The 17254-nt window shown below is 59.4% G+C and carries 14 protein-coding genes; 6 read left to right on the forward strand and 8 right to left on the reverse strand.

What is annotated here, in order from left to right; genetic code table 11:
- Positions 1–18 precede the first annotated feature (18 nt).
- Complete coding sequence (locus AC1RP7_RS10165; protein WP_489339147.1) at positions 19–768, forward strand: enoyl-CoA hydratase-related protein; 750 nt, start codon at positions 19–21, stop codon at positions 766–768.
- A 189-nt stretch (positions 769–957) separates the two neighbouring features.
- Here the strand turns inward: AC1RP7_RS10165 and pyk are convergent, their stop codons facing one another.
- Complete coding sequence (pyk, locus tag AC1RP7_RS10170) at positions 958–2409, reverse strand: pyruvate kinase (RefSeq protein WP_007978464.1); 1452 nt, start codon at positions 2407–2409, stop codon at positions 958–960.
- A gap of 208 nt (positions 2410–2617) precedes the next feature.
- Here pyk and AC1RP7_RS10175 point away from each other — a divergent pair, with 208 nt between their 5' ends.
- Positions 2618–3001 carry a tetratricopeptide repeat protein gene (locus AC1RP7_RS10175; RefSeq protein ID WP_090457471.1) on the forward strand — a complete coding sequence of 128 codons (384 nt, stop codon included), beginning with the start codon at positions 2618–2620 and terminating at the stop codon, positions 2999–3001.
- Between the two features lie 235 nt (positions 3002–3236).
- Entirely contained in the window at positions 3237–3596 is a 360-nt protein-coding gene (locus AC1RP7_RS10180; RefSeq protein WP_057713492.1) for a PilZ domain-containing protein, read from the forward strand.
- A 37-nt stretch (positions 3597–3633) separates the two neighbouring features.
- On the opposite strand, the gene AC1RP7_RS10185 is transcribed toward AC1RP7_RS10180, so the two are convergent.
- Positions 3634–4962: a DUF58 domain-containing protein gene (locus tag AC1RP7_RS10185; protein WP_493181215.1), complete on the reverse strand. Its 1329-nt coding sequence runs from the start codon at positions 4960–4962 to the stop codon at positions 3634–3636.
- Positions 4959–5960 carry an AAA family ATPase gene (locus AC1RP7_RS10190; protein WP_493181214.1) on the reverse strand — a complete coding sequence of 334 codons (1002 nt, stop codon included), beginning with the start codon at positions 5958–5960 and terminating at the stop codon, positions 4959–4961. The genes AC1RP7_RS10185 and AC1RP7_RS10190 overlap by 4 nt, the downstream gene beginning before the upstream one ends.
- A gap of 897 nt (positions 5961–6857) precedes the next feature.
- Between AC1RP7_RS10190 and AC1RP7_RS10195 the strand changes: the two genes are divergently transcribed.
- The gene (locus AC1RP7_RS10195; protein WP_489339144.1) at positions 6858–9368 is read left to right on the forward strand and encodes a putative bifunctional diguanylate cyclase/phosphodiesterase; all 2511 of its coding nucleotides are present in this window, start codon (positions 6858–6860) and stop codon (positions 9366–9368) included.
- A gap of 172 nt (positions 9369–9540) precedes the next feature.
- Here AC1RP7_RS10195 and AC1RP7_RS10200 read toward each other — a convergent pair whose 3' ends face one another.
- The 4 genes from AC1RP7_RS10200 to AC1RP7_RS10215 are packed head-to-tail and all read right to left on the reverse strand — an operon-like array spanning position 9541 to position 13931.
- Positions 9541–10668 (reverse strand): DUF4350 domain-containing protein, encoded by a 1128-nt coding sequence (locus AC1RP7_RS10200; protein WP_493181325.1) that lies wholly within the window; start codon positions 10666–10668, stop codon positions 9541–9543.
- 32 nt (positions 10669–10700) lie between these two features.
- Positions 10701–12245, reverse strand: a complete 1545-nt coding sequence (locus tag AC1RP7_RS10205) for a DUF4129 domain-containing protein (RefSeq protein ID WP_493181213.1) — start codon at positions 12243–12245, stop codon at positions 10701–10703.
- Positions 12232–13209, reverse strand: coding sequence for a stage II sporulation protein M (locus AC1RP7_RS10210; RefSeq protein WP_493181212.1), 978 nt, complete (start codon positions 13207–13209; stop codon positions 12232–12234). The genes AC1RP7_RS10205 and AC1RP7_RS10210 overlap by 14 nt, the downstream gene beginning before the upstream one ends.
- The gene (locus AC1RP7_RS10215; RefSeq protein ID WP_090457461.1) at positions 13206–13931 is read right to left on the reverse strand and encodes an RDD family protein; all 726 of its coding nucleotides are present in this window, start codon (positions 13929–13931) and stop codon (positions 13206–13208) included. The genes AC1RP7_RS10210 and AC1RP7_RS10215 overlap by 4 nt, the downstream gene beginning before the upstream one ends.
- Positions 13932–14131: 200 nt before the next feature.
- On the opposite strand from AC1RP7_RS10215, the gene sbcB reads away from it, so the two are divergent.
- The gene (sbcB, locus tag AC1RP7_RS10220; protein ID WP_493181211.1) at positions 14132–15562 is read left to right on the forward strand and encodes an exodeoxyribonuclease I; all 1431 of its coding nucleotides are present in this window, start codon (positions 14132–14134) and stop codon (positions 15560–15562) included.
- 98 nt (positions 15563–15660) lie between these two features.
- On the opposite strand, the gene mvaT is transcribed toward sbcB, so the two are convergent.
- The gene (gene mvaT, locus AC1RP7_RS10225; RefSeq protein WP_007933316.1) at positions 15661–16038 is read right to left on the reverse strand and encodes a histone-like nucleoid-structuring protein MvaT; all 378 of its coding nucleotides are present in this window, start codon (positions 16036–16038) and stop codon (positions 15661–15663) included.
- A 336-nt stretch (positions 16039–16374) separates the two neighbouring features.
- On the opposite strand from mvaT, the gene purU reads away from it, so the two are divergent.
- On the forward strand, positions 16375–17223 hold the full coding sequence (gene purU / locus AC1RP7_RS10230; RefSeq protein ID WP_057713501.1) for a formyltetrahydrofolate deformylase: 849 nt from the start codon (positions 16375–16377) through the stop codon (positions 17221–17223).
- Positions 17224–17254: the final 31 nt, after the last annotated feature.

Below are 17254 nucleotides of genomic sequence, written 5' to 3' on the forward strand. Positions count from 1 at the left end.
TCAGACGCGAGACCTGCCATGACCGATGCCATCCAAGTTGAACGCGAACGCGGCCTGTTGACCCTGCGCCTGAATCGCCCGGACAAGAAAAACGCCCTGACCCGCGCCATGTACAGCCACTTGGCCGAGGCGCTGAAACAGGCCGACAGCGACCCCAATATCAACGCCGTGTTGATCACCGGCTCTGCCGAATGCTTCACCGCCGGCAACGACATCGCCGATTTCATCCAGCAACCGCCGAACAGCCTCGACAGTCCGGTGTTCCATTTCATGCTCAACTTGCTCGAATGCCGCAAACCGGTGATCGCCGCCGTGGCCGGAGCGGCGGTGGGCATTGGTACGACCATGTTGCTGCATTGCGACCTGGTGTACGTCAGCCGCGACGCCCGCCTGCGCATGCCGTTCGTCAACCTTGGTCTTTGCCCGGAGTTCGGTTCCAGCCTGATCCTGCCGCGTCTGCTCGGGCAGGCCAAGGCGGCGGAGTTGTTGCTGCTCGGTGAAGGTTTCAATGGGGAGCAGGCTGCCGCGTGGGGTATTGCGTCCGAAGCCTTGGGCAGTGGCGAAGAAACCTTGGCCAGGGCGCGGGAGATGGCGTTGCGATTCGAGTCGCTGCCGCCGGAAGCAGTGCGTATCAGCAAGCAATTGATGAAAGCGCCGGACCGGGAGCTGTTGCGCAAGGTGATTGAAGAGGAGGGTGCGTTGTTTACCCAGCGGCTGCGGTCGCCGGAGGCGTTGGCGGCGTTGACGGGGTTCATCAAGCGGCATTGAATCTTTCGCTGACTGGGCCGGCCCCATCGCGAGCAAGCTCGCTCCCACAATGGTTTGGTGTACACAATTCTACTGTGGGAGCGAGCTTGCTCGCGATGAGGCCAGCCTGAACAACACAACTATCGGATCAGAATGCAAAAAGCCCCGCCATTCACATGGCGGGGCTTTCGTTTTTCAGCATGCGGTCACTCAGACCATCGGGTCGCCAACGTGCAGGATCTTCATGCCGTTGGTGCCACCGGTAGTGTGGTAGCTGTCGCCTTTGGTCAGGATGACCCAGTCGCCTTTCTGTACCACGCCGCGCTTGACCAGCTCGTCGATAGCCTTTTGGCTGACTTCGTTCGGCGCCAGCGAAGCCGGGTCGAACGGGATGGTGTACACGCCACGGAACATTGCCGCGCGAGCCTGGGCTTCGCGGTGCGGGGTGAACGCGTAGATCGGCACCGAGGAGCGGATGCGCGACATGATCAGCGGGGTGTAGCCACTTTCGGTCAAGGCGATGATCGCCTTCACGCCCGGGAAGTGGTTGGCGGTGTACATGGTCGCCAGCGCGATGCTTTCGTCGCAGCGCTGGAATTCCTTGCCGATGCGGTGGCTGGAGGTCTTGCTGGTCGGGTGCTTTTCGGCACCGACGCAGATACGCGCCATGGCCTGAACGGCTTCCAGCGGGTACAGGCCAGCGGCGCTTTCGGCCGAGAGCATCACGGCATCGGTGTAGTCGAGCACGGCGTTGGCTACGTCGGACACTTCGGCGCGGGTCGGCATCGGGTTCTGGATCATCGACTCCATCATCTGGGTCGCCACGATCACCGCCTTGTTGTGGCGGCGTGCGTGCAGAATGATTTTCTTCTGGATGCCCACCAACTCGGCGTCGCCGATTTCCACACCCAGGTCACCACGGGCAACCATCACCGCGTCGGACGCCTTGATCAGGCCGTCGAGGGTTTCGTCGTCGGCCACGGCTTCGGCGCGTTCGATCTTCGCCACCAGCCAGGCAGTGCCGCCGGCCTCGTCGCGCAGTTGACGGGCGTACTCCATGTCGGCGGCGTCACGCGGGAAGGATACCGCGAGGTAGTCGACTTCCATTTCCGCGGCGAGCTTGATGTCGGCCTTGTCTTTTTCAGTCAGGGCCGGAGCGGTCAGGCCGCCACCGCGACGGTTGATGCCTTTGTGGTCGGACAGCGGGCCGCCGATGGTCACGGTGCAGTTCAGTTCGGTGGCGGTGGCGGTATCGACGCGCATCACCACGCGACCGTCGTCGAGCAGCAGCTCGTCGCCCACACCGCAGTCCTTGACCAGGTCCGGGTAGTCGATGCCGACCACTTGCTGGTTGCCTTCGGTCAGAGGATGGCTGGTGGAGAAGGTGAATTGATCACCGATCTTCAGCTCGATCTTCTTGTTGGCGAATTTGGCGATACGGATTTTCGGGCCTTGCAGGTCACCCAGCAGGGCGACGAAGCGGCCGTGCTTGGCAGCGAGGTCACGCACCAGCTTCGCGCGAGCCTTGTGCTCGTCGGGGGTGCCGTGGGAGAAGTTCAGGCGGGCGACGTCCAGGCCAGCCAGAATCAGCTGTTCGAGAACTTCCGGCGAGTTACTGGCCGGGCCAAGGGTGGCGACGATTTTGGTACGACGGACGGACATGCAAAGACTCCTGAGTTCAAGCGCTGAGTGAGGCTACTATGCTCCGAAGGTGTAGTCATTGTTCGTATGCACTACTTTTCGTGAAGAGCTTGGTTTTTTCGAAGAACCTGGTTATTGCCTTCTTTATAGAACCGCGCAACTTTGCATCCGGCAGCCTGAAGATTTCCGACCATGGGTCGATACAGCGTTCATGACAGGAGATTTTCCCATGCGTTGCGTACTCATTGCCGCCCTTGCCATCAGCGCCCTCAGCGTCACGGGCTGCACCCGTTGGTCGATGAACCATCATTTGAACAATGCCTACAAAGCCTATGACCGGGGCAATTGCGAGCAAGTCATGCTTGAACTGTCCAAGGTCGAGCGCGAAAGCCGGGCGCGACCTTATGTGTGGCCGGAAGCATCGATGATGCGCGGCCTTTGCCTGGAACGGCAGAAGATGTTTGTCGATGCGGCGCAGACGTATCAGTTCATCATCGCCTCGTACCCACAGAGCGAATACGCCTACCGCGCCCGAGCTCGTCTGGAAACCCTGCAAAGCCTGGGTCACTACCCGTTGCGCAGTGCCGCCGCGGCAAAATCCACGCAGTTCTGACGGCCGCAACCCTCTGATCGCTGGCTCCCCGGCGGTGGTGAGCTATAGTCCAGGGAACCGGTTTTAGAGCGTTGTCTCTGATGAACCGGGGCAACACCTGTGACCGGTACAAGCAAGACTCTGCGCTACAAGGACTGGCGCACCGGAAGCGGGGAGAGCGGGCAAAGACTCATGCATACCCGTTCCGAAGCAGTAGTGCGGCTCTGCTTAAGAGCCTTGCATAGCGAAATTGCACATGTTCACTGACCGCCGAATCGAGCGGCATCAACTGCCGTACTTCCTGAAAGTGTTCAACGGCATCACCGGCAAACCCATCGGCTACCTGGGCAATGTCTCCGAAGACGGGCTGATGTTGATCAGCCAGCTGCCGATGATGATCGGCGCGGACTTCAGCCTGCGCCTGAAAATTCCCGCCAGCGAAGGTGGTCTGCGAATCATCGACCTGCAGGCCTGTTGCCTGTGGTGCCACGAAGACGCGACCCCCCAACATTTCGACGCCGGGTTCAGCCTGCAACGGGCACCGCCGGAGTATGGGCAACTGGTAGAGGCGTTGAAGCAGTATTTCAGTTTTCTGCCGCTGCCGGCTTCGGCGTGAGATCAATGGGAACCTGGCTGTGAGTGATTGCCCAGGCTCAGAGTCCGGTTCTCTTCCAGCCCAGGTACCGAGTCACCAACTCTGCTCCCAACTCACCAGGCCGCGCATCCATCACCAATACGCCATGAGCGTTCAAGCGCTCATGGAGTTCGGCACGTGCATTCAGGTAGTCCACGGTCCCGCAATAGGCCAGCGCTTCGGGCAAAGTCTGCACCGGTGACTGACGCAGGGAGTCGAGCACGTCTTCGCGCAGGCTCGCGACCAGCACCTGATGCTGCTGGCTCAGACGGTGGACGGCCGGCAGCAATTCATCGTCGTCCTCTTCGCGCAGGTTGGTCACCAGCACCACCAGTGCCCGGCGTTTTTGCCGTGCCAGCAGTTGCGTGGCCGCGGCTTGATAGTCGGCGCTGCGCTGGCTGCTGTTCAAGTCATAGACGGTGTTGAGCAGGGTGTTGAGATGGCTGGTGCCTTTTACCGGCGCGAGGTAGCGCGGCTGTTCGCTGGCAAAAGTACTCAGGCCCACGGCGTCGCCCTGACGTAGAGCGACGTAGCTGAGCAACAAACAGGCGTTGAGGGCGTGATCGAAGTGCGACAGCTCATCATCCTGGCTGCGCATGTGCCGGCCGCAGTCGAGCATGAAAATGATTTGCTGATCGCGTTCGTCCTGATATTCCCGGGCAATCGGCGTGCGCTGGCGTGCGGTGGCTTTCCAGTCGATCTGGCGCAGGCTGTCGCCCTCGCGAAATTCGCGCAATTGATGGAATTCCAGTCCCAGGCCCCGCCGTTGTTTCTGGCGGACGCCAAGCTGGCTGAGCCAGTTGTCCACCGCCAGTAATTGCCCTTCATAGAGACGGGCGAAGTCGGGGTAGACGCGGGTGGCGTCGGGCAGGTCGAGCAAGCGTCTTTCCGACCAGAGGCCCAAGGGGCTTGGCAGGTTGATTTCGCAGTGTTCGAAGCTGAAGTGGCCGCGCTTGAGCGGGCGCAGGCGATAACCGGCCAGGCTGTGCTGGCCGGGTTGCAGCTCGACCGTCAGCGGCAGGTTTTCGAAGCTCAGGCCCGGTGGCACATGGTCGAAGACTTGTACCTTCAGCGGTTGCGCAAAGTCGTGTTCGACCGTCAGTTGCACCTCGCTCCATCGACCCAGCGCCAGGCTGCCGGGTATCTGGCGTTTCAGCCGGGGCGACGGCAGGCGCTTCACGCACACCGCATCCAGCAGTGCCAGGGCCAGCAGCGCCAGCAGCAACCCCCAGTTGATCGCCATGAGATTCGTCGGAACCGAGACCTCCAATGCCACCAAAGTGCCCGACACAATGGTGCAGGCCAGCAGGATCAACAGCCAGACGAGCACCAGGCGCGAGGGTTTCACAGGCGCGGCGCCGGCACTTGGTCGAGCAACTGCTGGAGCACCTGATCGACATCCAGACCCTCGATATCCAGCTCCGGCGCGATGCGCACACGATGGCGCAGCACGGCCAGGGCGCAGCCTTTGATGTCATCCGGAATCACGAACTCACCGCCGCGCAGCAGCGCCCGGGCCCGGGCACATCGCACCAGCGCGATGGATGCGCGTGGGCCGGCGCCGAGGATCAAACCAGGCCAGTTGCGGGTGGAACGGGCCAGGCGCACGGCGTAATCGAGCACCTGGTCGTCCAGTGCCAGGTCGCTGGCGATGCGTTGCAGGGCCAGTACATCCCTGGCCTGCAATAACGTGCGCATCGGTTGGACATCAAGCATGTCGGCCCGGGTCGAGCGGCTGACCTGACGCACCATGTCCAGCTCCTGCTCGGCGTCGGGGTAATCCATGCGCACCTTGAGCATGAAGCGGTCCAGTTCAGCCTCCGGCAGGGGGTAAGTGCCTTCCTGTTCGATCGGGTTTTGCGTGGCGAGCACCATGAACGGTTGCGCAATCGGCAATGCCTGGCCTTCGAGGGTGACTTGCCGTTCCTGCATGGCCTCGAGCAGCGCGGCCTGGGTTTTCGCAGGGGCACGGTTGATCTCGTCGGCCAGTAGCAGGTTGGTGAACAATGGCCCTTTGCGCAGTTTGAATTGCTCGGTCTGCAAGTCATATACGGCATGCCCGGTGACATCGCTGGGCATCAGGTCCGGGGTGAACTGGATGCGTGCGAACTCGCCGCCGAAGCAGCGGGCGAGGGCGCGCACCAACAGGGTCTTGCCCAAACCCGGCACGCCTTCGAGCAGCACGTGGCCGCCGGCGATCAGTGCCGTCAGGACGTCGTCGATCACGCTGTCCTGGCCAATCACCGCTTTTTGCAGTTCTTTGCGTACGGCCTGGGCCAGATGGCCGGCACGCTGACGCTGTTGAGCGGCATGGCTCGGTGCGTCGGGCCCGATCGGTTGACTCACGACTTCCGGAGCCTTGTTAACAGTTACATTTGTTTTATCTTCCATAAGTCAGTCACTTATCTAATCTAACTTTTTTCACGTATTTTTTTACGCGTGGAACGAGTGAGTGACTGCCAATCTGCCTCATTGCAAACCCATGGCAACCCTTCATTTGAGCGTTCGTCAGAGGTGGAGGTTAGTCTATGACGGTCAACTGCCGACATTACCTGCCTTGCTTGGGAGAATTTGGTTCGAAGAGTGAATCAAACGCTGCTGTCAGGTCTGCACGATAAGGTGCAGTAAAGCCTTGCCGTGTCGCGGCAGTCATTCGGCCATCCCGGAACCAAGGGTGATGCGAGCGAAAAGCATGGCTGGAGCTGCTTGAAACGTATCTGCCGCACCGGTATCAGGCGGCAACGGCGCATGTCGTAGATAGCAGGGACGGGTTCAGCCAGTGACAATTTCACAGCAGAGCAAGCCTGCAACACTCCTTCTGCCTACACAGAATTTAGCTGTGTTGCATCGACCGGTTGAATCCACAGCCGAAAGCTGCCGACCGTCAAGGGCTGCTACCGACCTGGAGCAGTCGGCGAACAGAATAATGGCAAATTAGTGGCTATGCTTGGTCTGCTGTCGAAGCTGATCAGGCAGTCCGGCAGGCTGCGCGGAAATGACCCGCAACGTGCCCTGTGTAACCCGACTATTCTGCATGAAGCATCCAGTTCAGGGGCGCAAATGCGCAACGACACCCGGGAGCTTCGCTCACGAAAACCAGCGTGAATCCAGAACAGAGAAAAAATTTGGCTAATGCTACGTGCGGTGTGTTCTCAGGTTCAGGTGGCGGCACAAAAGGTCAATTGGTTTCCGAATACCGCTTCTATTGGTCAATTTAGAAGGATTATGTTTGGAGATTGTGAAATGGATTTTTTCAGGAATAAAACCGCCGCAAAGCAAGCCATACCCACCAGTTCAAATAAGCCGCGCTCGACCAAATGGCACCGCATGTACTTTTTTCTTGCGGGATTCGACGTGCTGGTTGTTGTGCTGAGCGTGCTATTGAATCACCTGATCGTCGATACCTATCACCGCTCCATCAAGGCAAACCAGTCGTGGGTCCAACAGCTGTCGAGCTATTCAACGCTGGGCAGCCTGGCTTCCACAGTCAATGCGCCGGGCAATAATGTGTTCGATACACATAATGTTGAAGCCGAATCGCGGAACATGAATGAAGCCTTGCGCGCCTTCAACGAGCATTTGGCAATGGCCAAAAAACAGTTGGAAGTACGGATCGCCAATGAGGCTGAACACAGTGCAGATATACAGGCCTTTACCCTTGCATTGAAGGATGAGGTGGGTGCAGTTGATGCCGCGATGGTCGAAATGGTGAACGAGGCCTTGCTGATCTTTTCCTACTTCAGGGAGGGGCAGTCGGACAATGCCGGCAAACGCATGGCAACGATGGACAGGAAGTTTGCCCTGTTGCTCGCCTCACTCAGTACCGTGCGGGATCGCGTTGGCCTGATTCAAAGCAAGCTCCTGGAGGAGGAGCTTGAGTCGGTCGAAGAACTGCGCCGGGTCGAATACGCGATCATGGTGTTCGTGCTACTGATGGTCAGTGCGGCTGTTATCTACGGGGGCAAGATCAGGCGCGAAATGGAGTCGCAAGCAGCCGAAAGGGAAGGTTATCTGGCAGTGCTGCGCGAAAGCGAGAAGCAGGCCCGCCAGCAAGCATCGCTGCTGGACAAGGCCCAGGACGCCATTGTCGTTCACGGGATGGATAACCGCATCCTGTACTGGAACAAAAGTGCCGAGCGTCTCTACGGTCTGTCAAAGGAAGAGGCACTCGGCAAATCGGCACAGGAGTTGATCTACCAGGGTAGCGCCGCTTTCAATGCGGCCACTGACAGCCTGATAGAAACGGGTGACTGGGCGGACGAAGTTACACTTCGACGCCGGGATGGCTGCACCATCACGCTCGAAAGTCATCGAACCCTGGTGCGAGACGATGATGGCCAGCCGCAATCCGTTCTGTCGATCAATACTGACATCACCCACCGTAAGACCGCTGAGCAAGAGGTCCAGCGTTTGGCCTTCTACGATCAGTTGACCGGGCTGGCCAACAGGCGGCTCATGTTGGACCGGTTACAGCATCTGCTGGCGGGCAGCGCCCGTAGCCTGCATACGAACGGGATAATTCTCATTGACCTGGATAACTTCAAGGCACTGAACGACACGCTGGGGCATGACAGAGGCGACATGTTGCTGCAGCAAGTTGCTCTGCGCCTTTGCGGCTGCATACGCGAGAGCGACACCGTGGCTCGCCTGGGCGGAGACGAATTCGTCGTCCTGCTGGATGGCCTTAATGAGAATCCTCCAGAAGCAGCTATCCAGGCCAAGGCTATTGGCGAAAAGATTCTCAACTCTCTGAACATTTCCTACCAGTTGGATGGATATGAGCACCACAGCACCCCCAGCCTCGGCATTGCGCTGTTCCAGGGGCAACTGAGCACAGCGGACGATATTCTGAAGCGCGCTGACCTGGCGATGTATCGCGCCAAGGCGGCGGGCCGCAATACCATGCGCTTCTTCGATCCGGAAATGCAGGCGGTTGCCACGGCACGCGCCAGACTGGAAGTAGACTTGCGCCAAGGCTTGCAGGACAACGAATTCCTTCTTCATTACCAGCCGCAGGTGAATAGTGAGGGCCGTATCATTGGCGCAGAGGCACTGATGAGATGGCGGAATCCTGAGCGCGGAGTCGTGTTTCCAGGCGAGTTCATTCCATTGGCAGAGGAAACAGGGTTGATTCTGCCATTAGGCCGTTGGGCGCTGCAGGCAGCCTGCACTCAGCTGGTTGCCTGGGCAAAGCGTTCGGAAACCGCCCGACTGGGTATGGCTGTGAATGTCAGCGCCCGCCAGTTTCACCATCCGGACTTCGTCGAGGAGGTACTGCAAGTACTGAGATACACGGGGGCCGATCCGAAGAAATTGAAACTGGAACTGACCGAAGGCCTGCTGATAGAGGATATGGAAGGTACTGTCGCCAAAATGATCGAGTTGAAAGAGATCGGCATAGGCCTTTCGCTGGATGATTTCGGAACCGGCTACTCGTCACTGTCATACCTGAAGAGCCTTCCGCTGGATCAACTCAAGATCGATCAGTCCTTCATCAGAGATGTGCTGGTTGATCCCAACGACGCCGCCATCGCCTGCGCGATTGTGAGCCTGAGCCAGATATTGGGGCTTTCGGTGATTGCAGAAGGTGTGGAGACAGAAGCTCAGCGCATCTTTCTGGTCAAGCATGGCTGCCAGACCTACCAGGGATTCCTGTTTTCCCCGCCACTGCCAGCCGAACAATTTGAGGAGTATGTTCACGAAAGATTAATGGCGAGTACTGATTTCCCACGGACCAAGACTAAATCGCCATAACTTCGTAGGTGCCTGGGAACGTCCGCTTTCGACTATGGATTCAACCCAATGCGGACGATGAGAGGTCGACTCAAATGTGGCTCGCACCCGCAACTGCCGGAGGTAGCCTCGAACAGCTCGTAAGGGGCTGTCTTCTAATCCAATGGGAATCCAACACTTGTCAGGTGCCAGATCATAAGGCGTTCCTCAAGGTTTGCAGGTGGGCGACCTGGCGGCTGAATTCAACGCTGGAAAGCCGTTGTTTCGGCCGCGGGCTCATGGCCTGGCTGATGGCGCGTGTGGGTTGGCCGGTCAGGCGCGCGAGCACCAGCCATTGTTCGGCAACGCCGAGCTGTTCAAAACCGGGGTGACGACGCCGTACACGCCGCAGGATGTCTTGCTGCAAGGCTTGCAGCAGGCCGGCCTGACCGTTGCGGCGCAACAGGAAGTCGGCACTGGCGCGCAGGTGCTCCTGCAATTGCCGGCGTGCTTTCGGAGCCGCTTCCAGCAGCGGTCCCTGGCGCACGCCAAAGTGCCAGAAACCCAGGCCGATCAAGGCGAACAACGCGACCAGCGCCTGGGGGAAGTAACGCAGCAGCAACGTCAGCAGGCTGTCGTGATCGGTGTTGAAGATCAGCGTCACGCGGGTGTCGGCGGTCAGGTACCAGAGCAGCCAGGCGTTGTCGTACCGGTCGATGGCCGGGGTTTTCCACAGGTCGGCATCGGTGACCACGATGATCGAACCGAGCCCGTGGTTGAGTTGCATCATGTGCGTGGCCCTGGCGCTGTTGGCCCAGGCCAGGGCGAGGTTTTTCGGGTCTTCGAGATGGAACGCGGTATCGAAACCGACATAGGCCGGGGCGTCTTCGTCTTCCAGATAGAGCTTGGTCAGTTGCGGGTACGGATCGTCACCGACATCCGGCTGTGGGTCCTTGAGGTCTTTGCTCAAGGACTGGTGCAGTTGCACCCGGTCGAGCAGCAGGTCATTGCTATGGCCGAGTTTTTCATCCCACAGCGACTCGGCGACGAACAGAAGCCGCCCGCCGGCCCGGGTCCAGTTCATCACCTGGTCGATCTGCCGTGGGGTCATGTTGTAGCGTTCCCCGAGCAACAGCAGGCTGTGTTGATGCGGGTCGAGGCTGGGCAGGATATCGAGGCCATTGGCGTGGCCGACCTTCAGGCCTTGCTTGCGCAGGAACAACTCGGCCGCCAGATAAGGGTTGGCATTGGCTTCGGGGGAGGGGCCGTGATCGATTTCGGTCTGGTAGGGCGTCGCCTTGAGGTACAGATAAACACTCAACGCAGCCAGCAACACGGCCATCAACGCACCGGCTATCGAACCCCGGCGCCGACTCAACGGACAGCCTCCGGACCGAACAGAACACGCCAGCCGTTACACAGTTCCTGTTGCACTTGAGCGGGCGGCAGGCGATGCCCGTAGGCCATGTTTTGCCAGTGCCCGGTAAGGTTTTGGCTGTAGGCCAGCAAGGCCGGCTGCTGCAGTAGCTCGACACGCCGAAGCACCTGACCTTCGGTGTCGGCGGCCTTGAGCACGATATTGAAGTCGTGCAGCAGGCGGCTGAGCAGAGCGCGATAGAGCAAGCCAAGCGCTTCGCGTGGGTGGGCTTGCCAGAGGCTTTCGGCGTGGGCGGCGATGTCGGCGGGCAGGGATTCGGGCTTGAGGTCCAGGCCGAACGCCTGCTGCGGTAACGGTCGCGTGGCTTTGACATTGAGGGGCGGTCGTCGGCTGACGAACGCCTGCAGCCAGTCGCGATAGCGCCAGATCAACAGGCCGACGGCGCCAATGACGATGCCCCACAGTACGATTTCGATCAGTGTCGCCAATGCCCCGAAGCGTTGCCCCTCGAGCAGCTTCAACAGCGCCTTCAACCATTGTGGTGTCTTGCCGTCGTCCAAAGCTTCAGCATTCGGTTGCTCTTCGCCAAAGCGGTAGCGCGTGACCGATTCCCGGTTCTTGAAGGGCGCCTGTTCGAGGATCGCCTTGATGCTGTCCCTGGAGGCCTGACTGGTCAGGGGCTGGCCCAGCAGGCGCGGGCTGTCGGGTGAGAGGGCCGGTTCTGTGGCCCATGCGTTGTGGGTGGTTGGCATCAGCATAATCACGGCCATCAACAGGACAGCGCCTGCACTGACCAGGCGTTGGCGCATCCGGCGAAACACCAGTTCGATATCCCAGGCCTCCAGCACGGTGCGCCGGTTCAGGTACAGACTGAAACCGCAGGCGACATAGATCGGTTCCCAGGCCACCAGCACCAGTGCATAAAAGGCATTAGTCAGGTGTTCCAGCCAACGCCAGTCCTGGGTGGCCGCCGAGATCAGCGACTGCCAGCTCCAGTCGAGCGCGACCTGTTGTGGCAGCAGCAGGTAGAACAACACCATCAAGCCGACCCACAATGCGCCTTCCAGGTGCGCGCCGATGATCGTCAACCAGCGTGCGGAGCCGGCGTCTCGCTGCAACAGCACCTGTAGGCGTTGTTGCCGTTGCTGCCCGCCCAGTCCTTCGAGTTGCACCACCGGCATCACGAAACTGCGGGGCAAACTCAGGCGTCGCCAGGTCAGGCTGGCCAGCAATTGCGGCTTGAGCAGACGTGGCCATTGGCGCAGGGCCTGTTTGAGCGTGGGCGTTTCACCGAACATGGCTTTGGACAGGATGTATAGGGGAAGGCGTTCGAACGCCGGCTTCAGCCACCAGAAAATGAACACGGCGAGATCGGGCGAATCCCAGAGCCCCCAACTGAGCAGCGCGAAAACCGGCAAGGTGACCAAGGCCCAACTGGTCATCAACAGGCGTCGGTGGCGTTGGCTCAGCAGCACCCCCAGGTCCATGGCTTCCCAGGTCGAGCGGGGGCGAATCACCACCGTGGCGTCACTCAGGCGCATGGCGCTGACGTCCGGCAAACACGAGATAAACCACCACCAACAGCCAGAGCGCCGCGCCGACCAGATATTTGGTCTGGTGCGAAGGGCCGGTCATTGACGACCAATAGGCTTCGATAAACGCCGCGATCAACAGAAACAGCATGACCCCGCAGATCAGCAGCACGCTCTTGCGCGCAGCCAATCGCAAGGCCTCGGCCCGTGGCAGGCGCCCCGGGGCGACCAAGGCCCAGCCCAGCTTCAGACCGGCGGCACCGGCCAGGGCGATGGCGCTGAGTTCGAAAGCGCCATGGCCGATCACGAATGACCAAAAGGTTTGCCCGTAGCCGACGTAGGTCAGGTGCCCGGCCACCGCACCGATCATCAGGCCGTTGAAAATCAGGAAAAACACGCTGCCCAGACCGAACAGCAAACCACTGGCGAAGGTCTGAAAGGCAATGCCGATGTTGTGCATGATGTAGTAGCCGAACATCGCCCAGTCCTCACTGGCGGCTCGTTCCGCTGTGCGCCCGAGGTGACCGGCAACGGGGTCGTACATGCTTTGCATTTCGCTGACCTGCTCGGCGGGGATCAGGTTGTAGACCAGCGCCGGGTACAGGTACACCAGCAGCGCGAAACCGGCCAGGCTGCCAAAAAACATCAGGCTGGCGGCGAGGACAAAACGCCACTGTTCGCGCACCAGTCGCGGAAAGTCGGCCAGGATGAACGCCAGCACATTGGCCCCCAAATGGCTGCGATGACGGTAAAGCTGTTGGTGTCCGCGCAGCACCTGTTGCTGCAAGGAGTCGATCAGAAAACTGCTGTAGCCACGCTCCCGTGCCAGTGCCAGGTGTTGGCAGAGGCGTCGGTAGTCCTTCGGGAAACTGCCGGCGTCGGTAGCCTTGCCGTCCCGCTCCAACTGCTCGAGCAGATGGGCGAAATGATCCCATTCGGCCTTGTGCCGGCTTTCAAAAAGGCTTTGCTTCATGTCGGCCCCAACAACCCGCGGGCGATGCCGTTGAGCTCGGTCACTGCCTGCGGGGGTTCGACTTGCAAGGGGTGGGCGAGAATCGAAGCCAGTTCATTGACCCGCGCTTCGGAGAGTTCACCCTGGCGCTCGGCAAACCCGAGGATGGCCCGTTGCTCGGTGAGTGTCAGGACAAAGGCCGGGCGGCGGGGCCGGGCTTCGGGGAGCTGGGGGCGGGTGTGCGGTCGTTCGCGGTAGATCACCAGGGTCCCGGCGGCGATATCGCCGAGGCGCTTGAAGTGGGGATGTTGCAGGCAACTGATGGCCCCGAGGAAGTAACCGAACGGCAGCAGGTCGACAACGCGCAGCAGGTTGCGCAACAGCGACGCCGACCAGCCGACCGGGGTGCCATCGTCGTGCACCACCTGCAGGCCCATCCATTGCTTGCCCGGCGAGCGACCGTGATTCAGCACCTCGAACAGCACCATGTACCACCAGCTCACCACGAACAGCAGGATCGAGCCGAGCCCGGCTCCGAGTTTGCCGAGCATCGCCAGCACAATGAACAGCACGCCCAGGACCAGGCCGCGCAAACCAAGATCAATGGAGAATGCCAGCGCACGGACCATCAACCCGGCCGGGCGCAGTGGCAGGTCGACGCCCTCCGGCGTTTCAACCTGATACCGCGTATCCAGCGGCGGTGACAGCGGCGCATTCCGTGGCTGTGCTGTGGTCTCGAGCATGGGCAACCTGATGATGTGGCCTTATTCGGGATTGTGTATCCATTCGATGCTAGCAGCCTATTCGAGGGGCGGGGGCCGGGGGAAACGACATAACTATGCATTGCATGGTGAGTCGCGCAAGGTGCTTGAATGACAAGACTACTGGCCGGGGCGGGCGGTGAACGCCTAGACTTTGCCGATCTTCAGTTCAGGAATCGCCCGTGACCTCCATTTTCTGGTACGACTACGAAACCACTGGCATCAATCCCCGTAGTGACCGTCCGTTGCAAATGGCCGGCCTGCGCACCGACTTCGATCTCAATGAAATCGACGAGCCGGTCAATCTTTACTGCCAGCCCAGTGACGACATCCTGCCGCATCCTGCCGCCTGCGCGATCACGGGAATCACCCCCGGGCAACTGCAAGAGCACGGCTTGAGCGAAGCCGATTTCATGACCCGGGTGCATGCCCAACTCGCGGCGCCCGGTACCTGTGGTGCGGGGTATAACACCTTGCGTTTCGATGACGAGATGACCCGCTACAGCCTGTACCGAAACTTTTTCGACCCCTATGCGCGGGAGTGGCAGGGCGGCAATAGCCGCTGGGACCTGATCGATGTGGTGCGCGCCGCCTATGCCTTGCGTCCCGATGGCCTGGTCTGGCCGACCGATGACGAGGAGCGGGTCACGCTCAAGCTCGAACGCCTGACCGCTGCCAATGGCATCGATCATGGCAATGCCCACGAAGCACTGTCGGACGTTCGCGCGACGATCGCCCTGGCGCGCCTGATACGGGAAAAACAGCCAAAGCTGTACGACTGGTTATTTCAACTGCGCAGCAAGCAAAAAGTCATGGACCAGATACGCCTGCTGCAACCGCTGGTGCATGTTTCCGGACGTTTTTCGGCCGCTCGCAACTATGTGGGGGTGGTGTTGCCGCTGGCCTGGCACCCGAGCAACAAGAACGCCCTGATTGTCTGTGATCTGCACCTGGATCCCCAGGGCCTGCTCGACCTGGATGCCGAAAGTTTGCGCCAGCGCTTGTATACCCGCCGCGACGAACTGGCCGAAGGCGAGTTGCCGGTGCCGTTGAAGCTGATTCACATCAACAAGTGCCCGGTGGTGGCACCGTTGTCAGTACTTCGCCAGGAAGATCAGCAGCGTCTGGGGCTGGATATGGCGCTGTATCAGCAGAGGGTGTCGCAGCTCAATGACGCCCGGAAAGTTTGGCTGGATAAAATCCTGGCGATTTATGCCCGCGAAGACTTTTCCCAGAGCCAGGATCCGGAGCAACAGTTATACGATGGATTTATCGGTGATCGGGATCGACGATTGTGTGAACAAGTCAGGACCGTTGACCCGATGCAATTGGCACAAGAGCAGTGGCCTTTCGATGACGAACGTTTGCCTGAATTGCTGTTTCGATATCGCGCACGCAACTTTCCCGACACGTTGAATTCCGAAGAGCAAGAGCGCTGGCGAATATTCTGTCAGAAACGTTTGTCAGACCCTGAATGGGGTGCGCCAAATACCCTTGAAAGTTTTGTAGAAGCCGCGGCCCAATTGAGCGTTAGTGCTACTGCGTTTCAGCAGGGGGTGCTCGGTGAGTGGCAGGATTATGTCCAGGGACTGCGCCAGCGTTTGAGTCTTTGAAATCGAACATGCCAGGGCTTAAACGCCGAGCATAAATAACGCCAGCATTTGCTGGCGTTATTTTTTGTCACGGATCCATCTGCGACAAGCTCTGAGGCTTAGCCCAGCAGGGTAGCCCAGCCTTCCACCACGTCACCGCCCCACTTGGCTTTCCACTCTTTCAGAGTCTTGTGGTTGCCACCTTTGGTTTCGATGACTTCACCGTTGTGCGGGTTTTTGTATTGTTTAACTTTGCGAGCACGCTTGGTGCCGGTAGTTTTCACTGCACCGCCGCGTGGTGCCTTGGTTTTGGATTCTGGATCCAGCAGCGCGATGATGTCACGCAGGGACTTGGAGTATTCACCCATCAGGGTGCGCAGTTTGCCTTCGAATTCCAGCTCGGTTTGCAGTTTGTCGTCTTGGGACAGGTTCTTCAAACGGGCTTGCAGCTCTTTGATAGCTTCTTCGGTGGCGCGATATTCGTTGATCAAGGACATGTGGACTACCTTATGTTGTGCGCTGGATGGCAGGTGACAGTGCGGCAATAATAGTCACGGTGTTTCATCAAGTAAACATTTAAGGCAAGTTTATTCAATTTAATTGCCGGGGTTCTGGCGCGCATTGGTAGTGCGATTATTAGTGTGGTCCCGGTCTGTCAGATATACATAAATTAACAATTGGCCGGCACCGCAAGAGCATCTGTGCAAGCAGGCACTGCTGGTGTCCGCCCTGCCGCACTGACCTTCCGGCAGGGCGAAACGTCAACAATACTGCAGTTTTGTTGCGCAATCGCTAGAATGGCGGCCTTTGCGAAGTTCTGGAGTTCCCCCCTCATGCGCACTTTTCGTCTGGTGATTTCTTGCCCGGACCGTGTTGGCATCGTTGCCAAAGTCAGTAACTTTCTGGCATCACACAACGGCTGGATCACTGAAGCGAGCCATCACTCGGACAATCTCAGTGGCTGGTTCTTCATGCGTCACGAAATCCGTGCCGACTCCCTGCCATTTGGTATAGAAGCGTTTCGTGAAGCCTTTGCCCCGATCGCCGAAGAGTTCTCGATGGACTGGCGCATCACCGATACCGAGCAAAAGAAGCGCGTGGTCCTGATGGCCAGCCGCGAGTCGCACTGCCTGGCCGACTTGCTGCACCGCTGGCACAGCGATGAACTGGACTGTGAAATTTCCTGTGTGATTTCCAACCATGATGACTTGCGCAGCATGGTGGAGTGGCACGGTATTCCGTACTACCACGTCCCGGTCAATCCGCAGGACAAGCAGCCAGCCTTCACCGAGGTTTCGCGCCTGGTCAAGCAACACGATGCCGAAGTGGTGGTACTTGCCCGCTACATGCAGATCCTGCCGCCTGAGTTGTGCAGCGAGTATGCGCACAAGGTCATCAACATTCACCACAGCTTCCTGCCGTCGTTCGTCGGTGCCAAGCCGTACCACCAAGCCTCCCTGCGCGGCGTGAAGCTGATTGGCGCGACTTGCCACTATGTGACCGAAGAGCTGGATGCCGGCCCGATCATCGAGCAGGACGTGGTGCGCGTCAACCACAGCGACAGCATCGAAGACATGGTGCGTTTCGGCCGCGATGTCGAGAAAATGGTGTTGGCCCGTGGCTTGCGTTATCACCTGGAAGACCGCGTGCTGGTGCACGGCAACAAGACCGTCGTCTTCTGACAGACGTACGTCACAGTTGAAATTCGAAGGG

The organism is Pseudomonas sp. GW822-FHT01E03 (assembly GCF_058802985.1).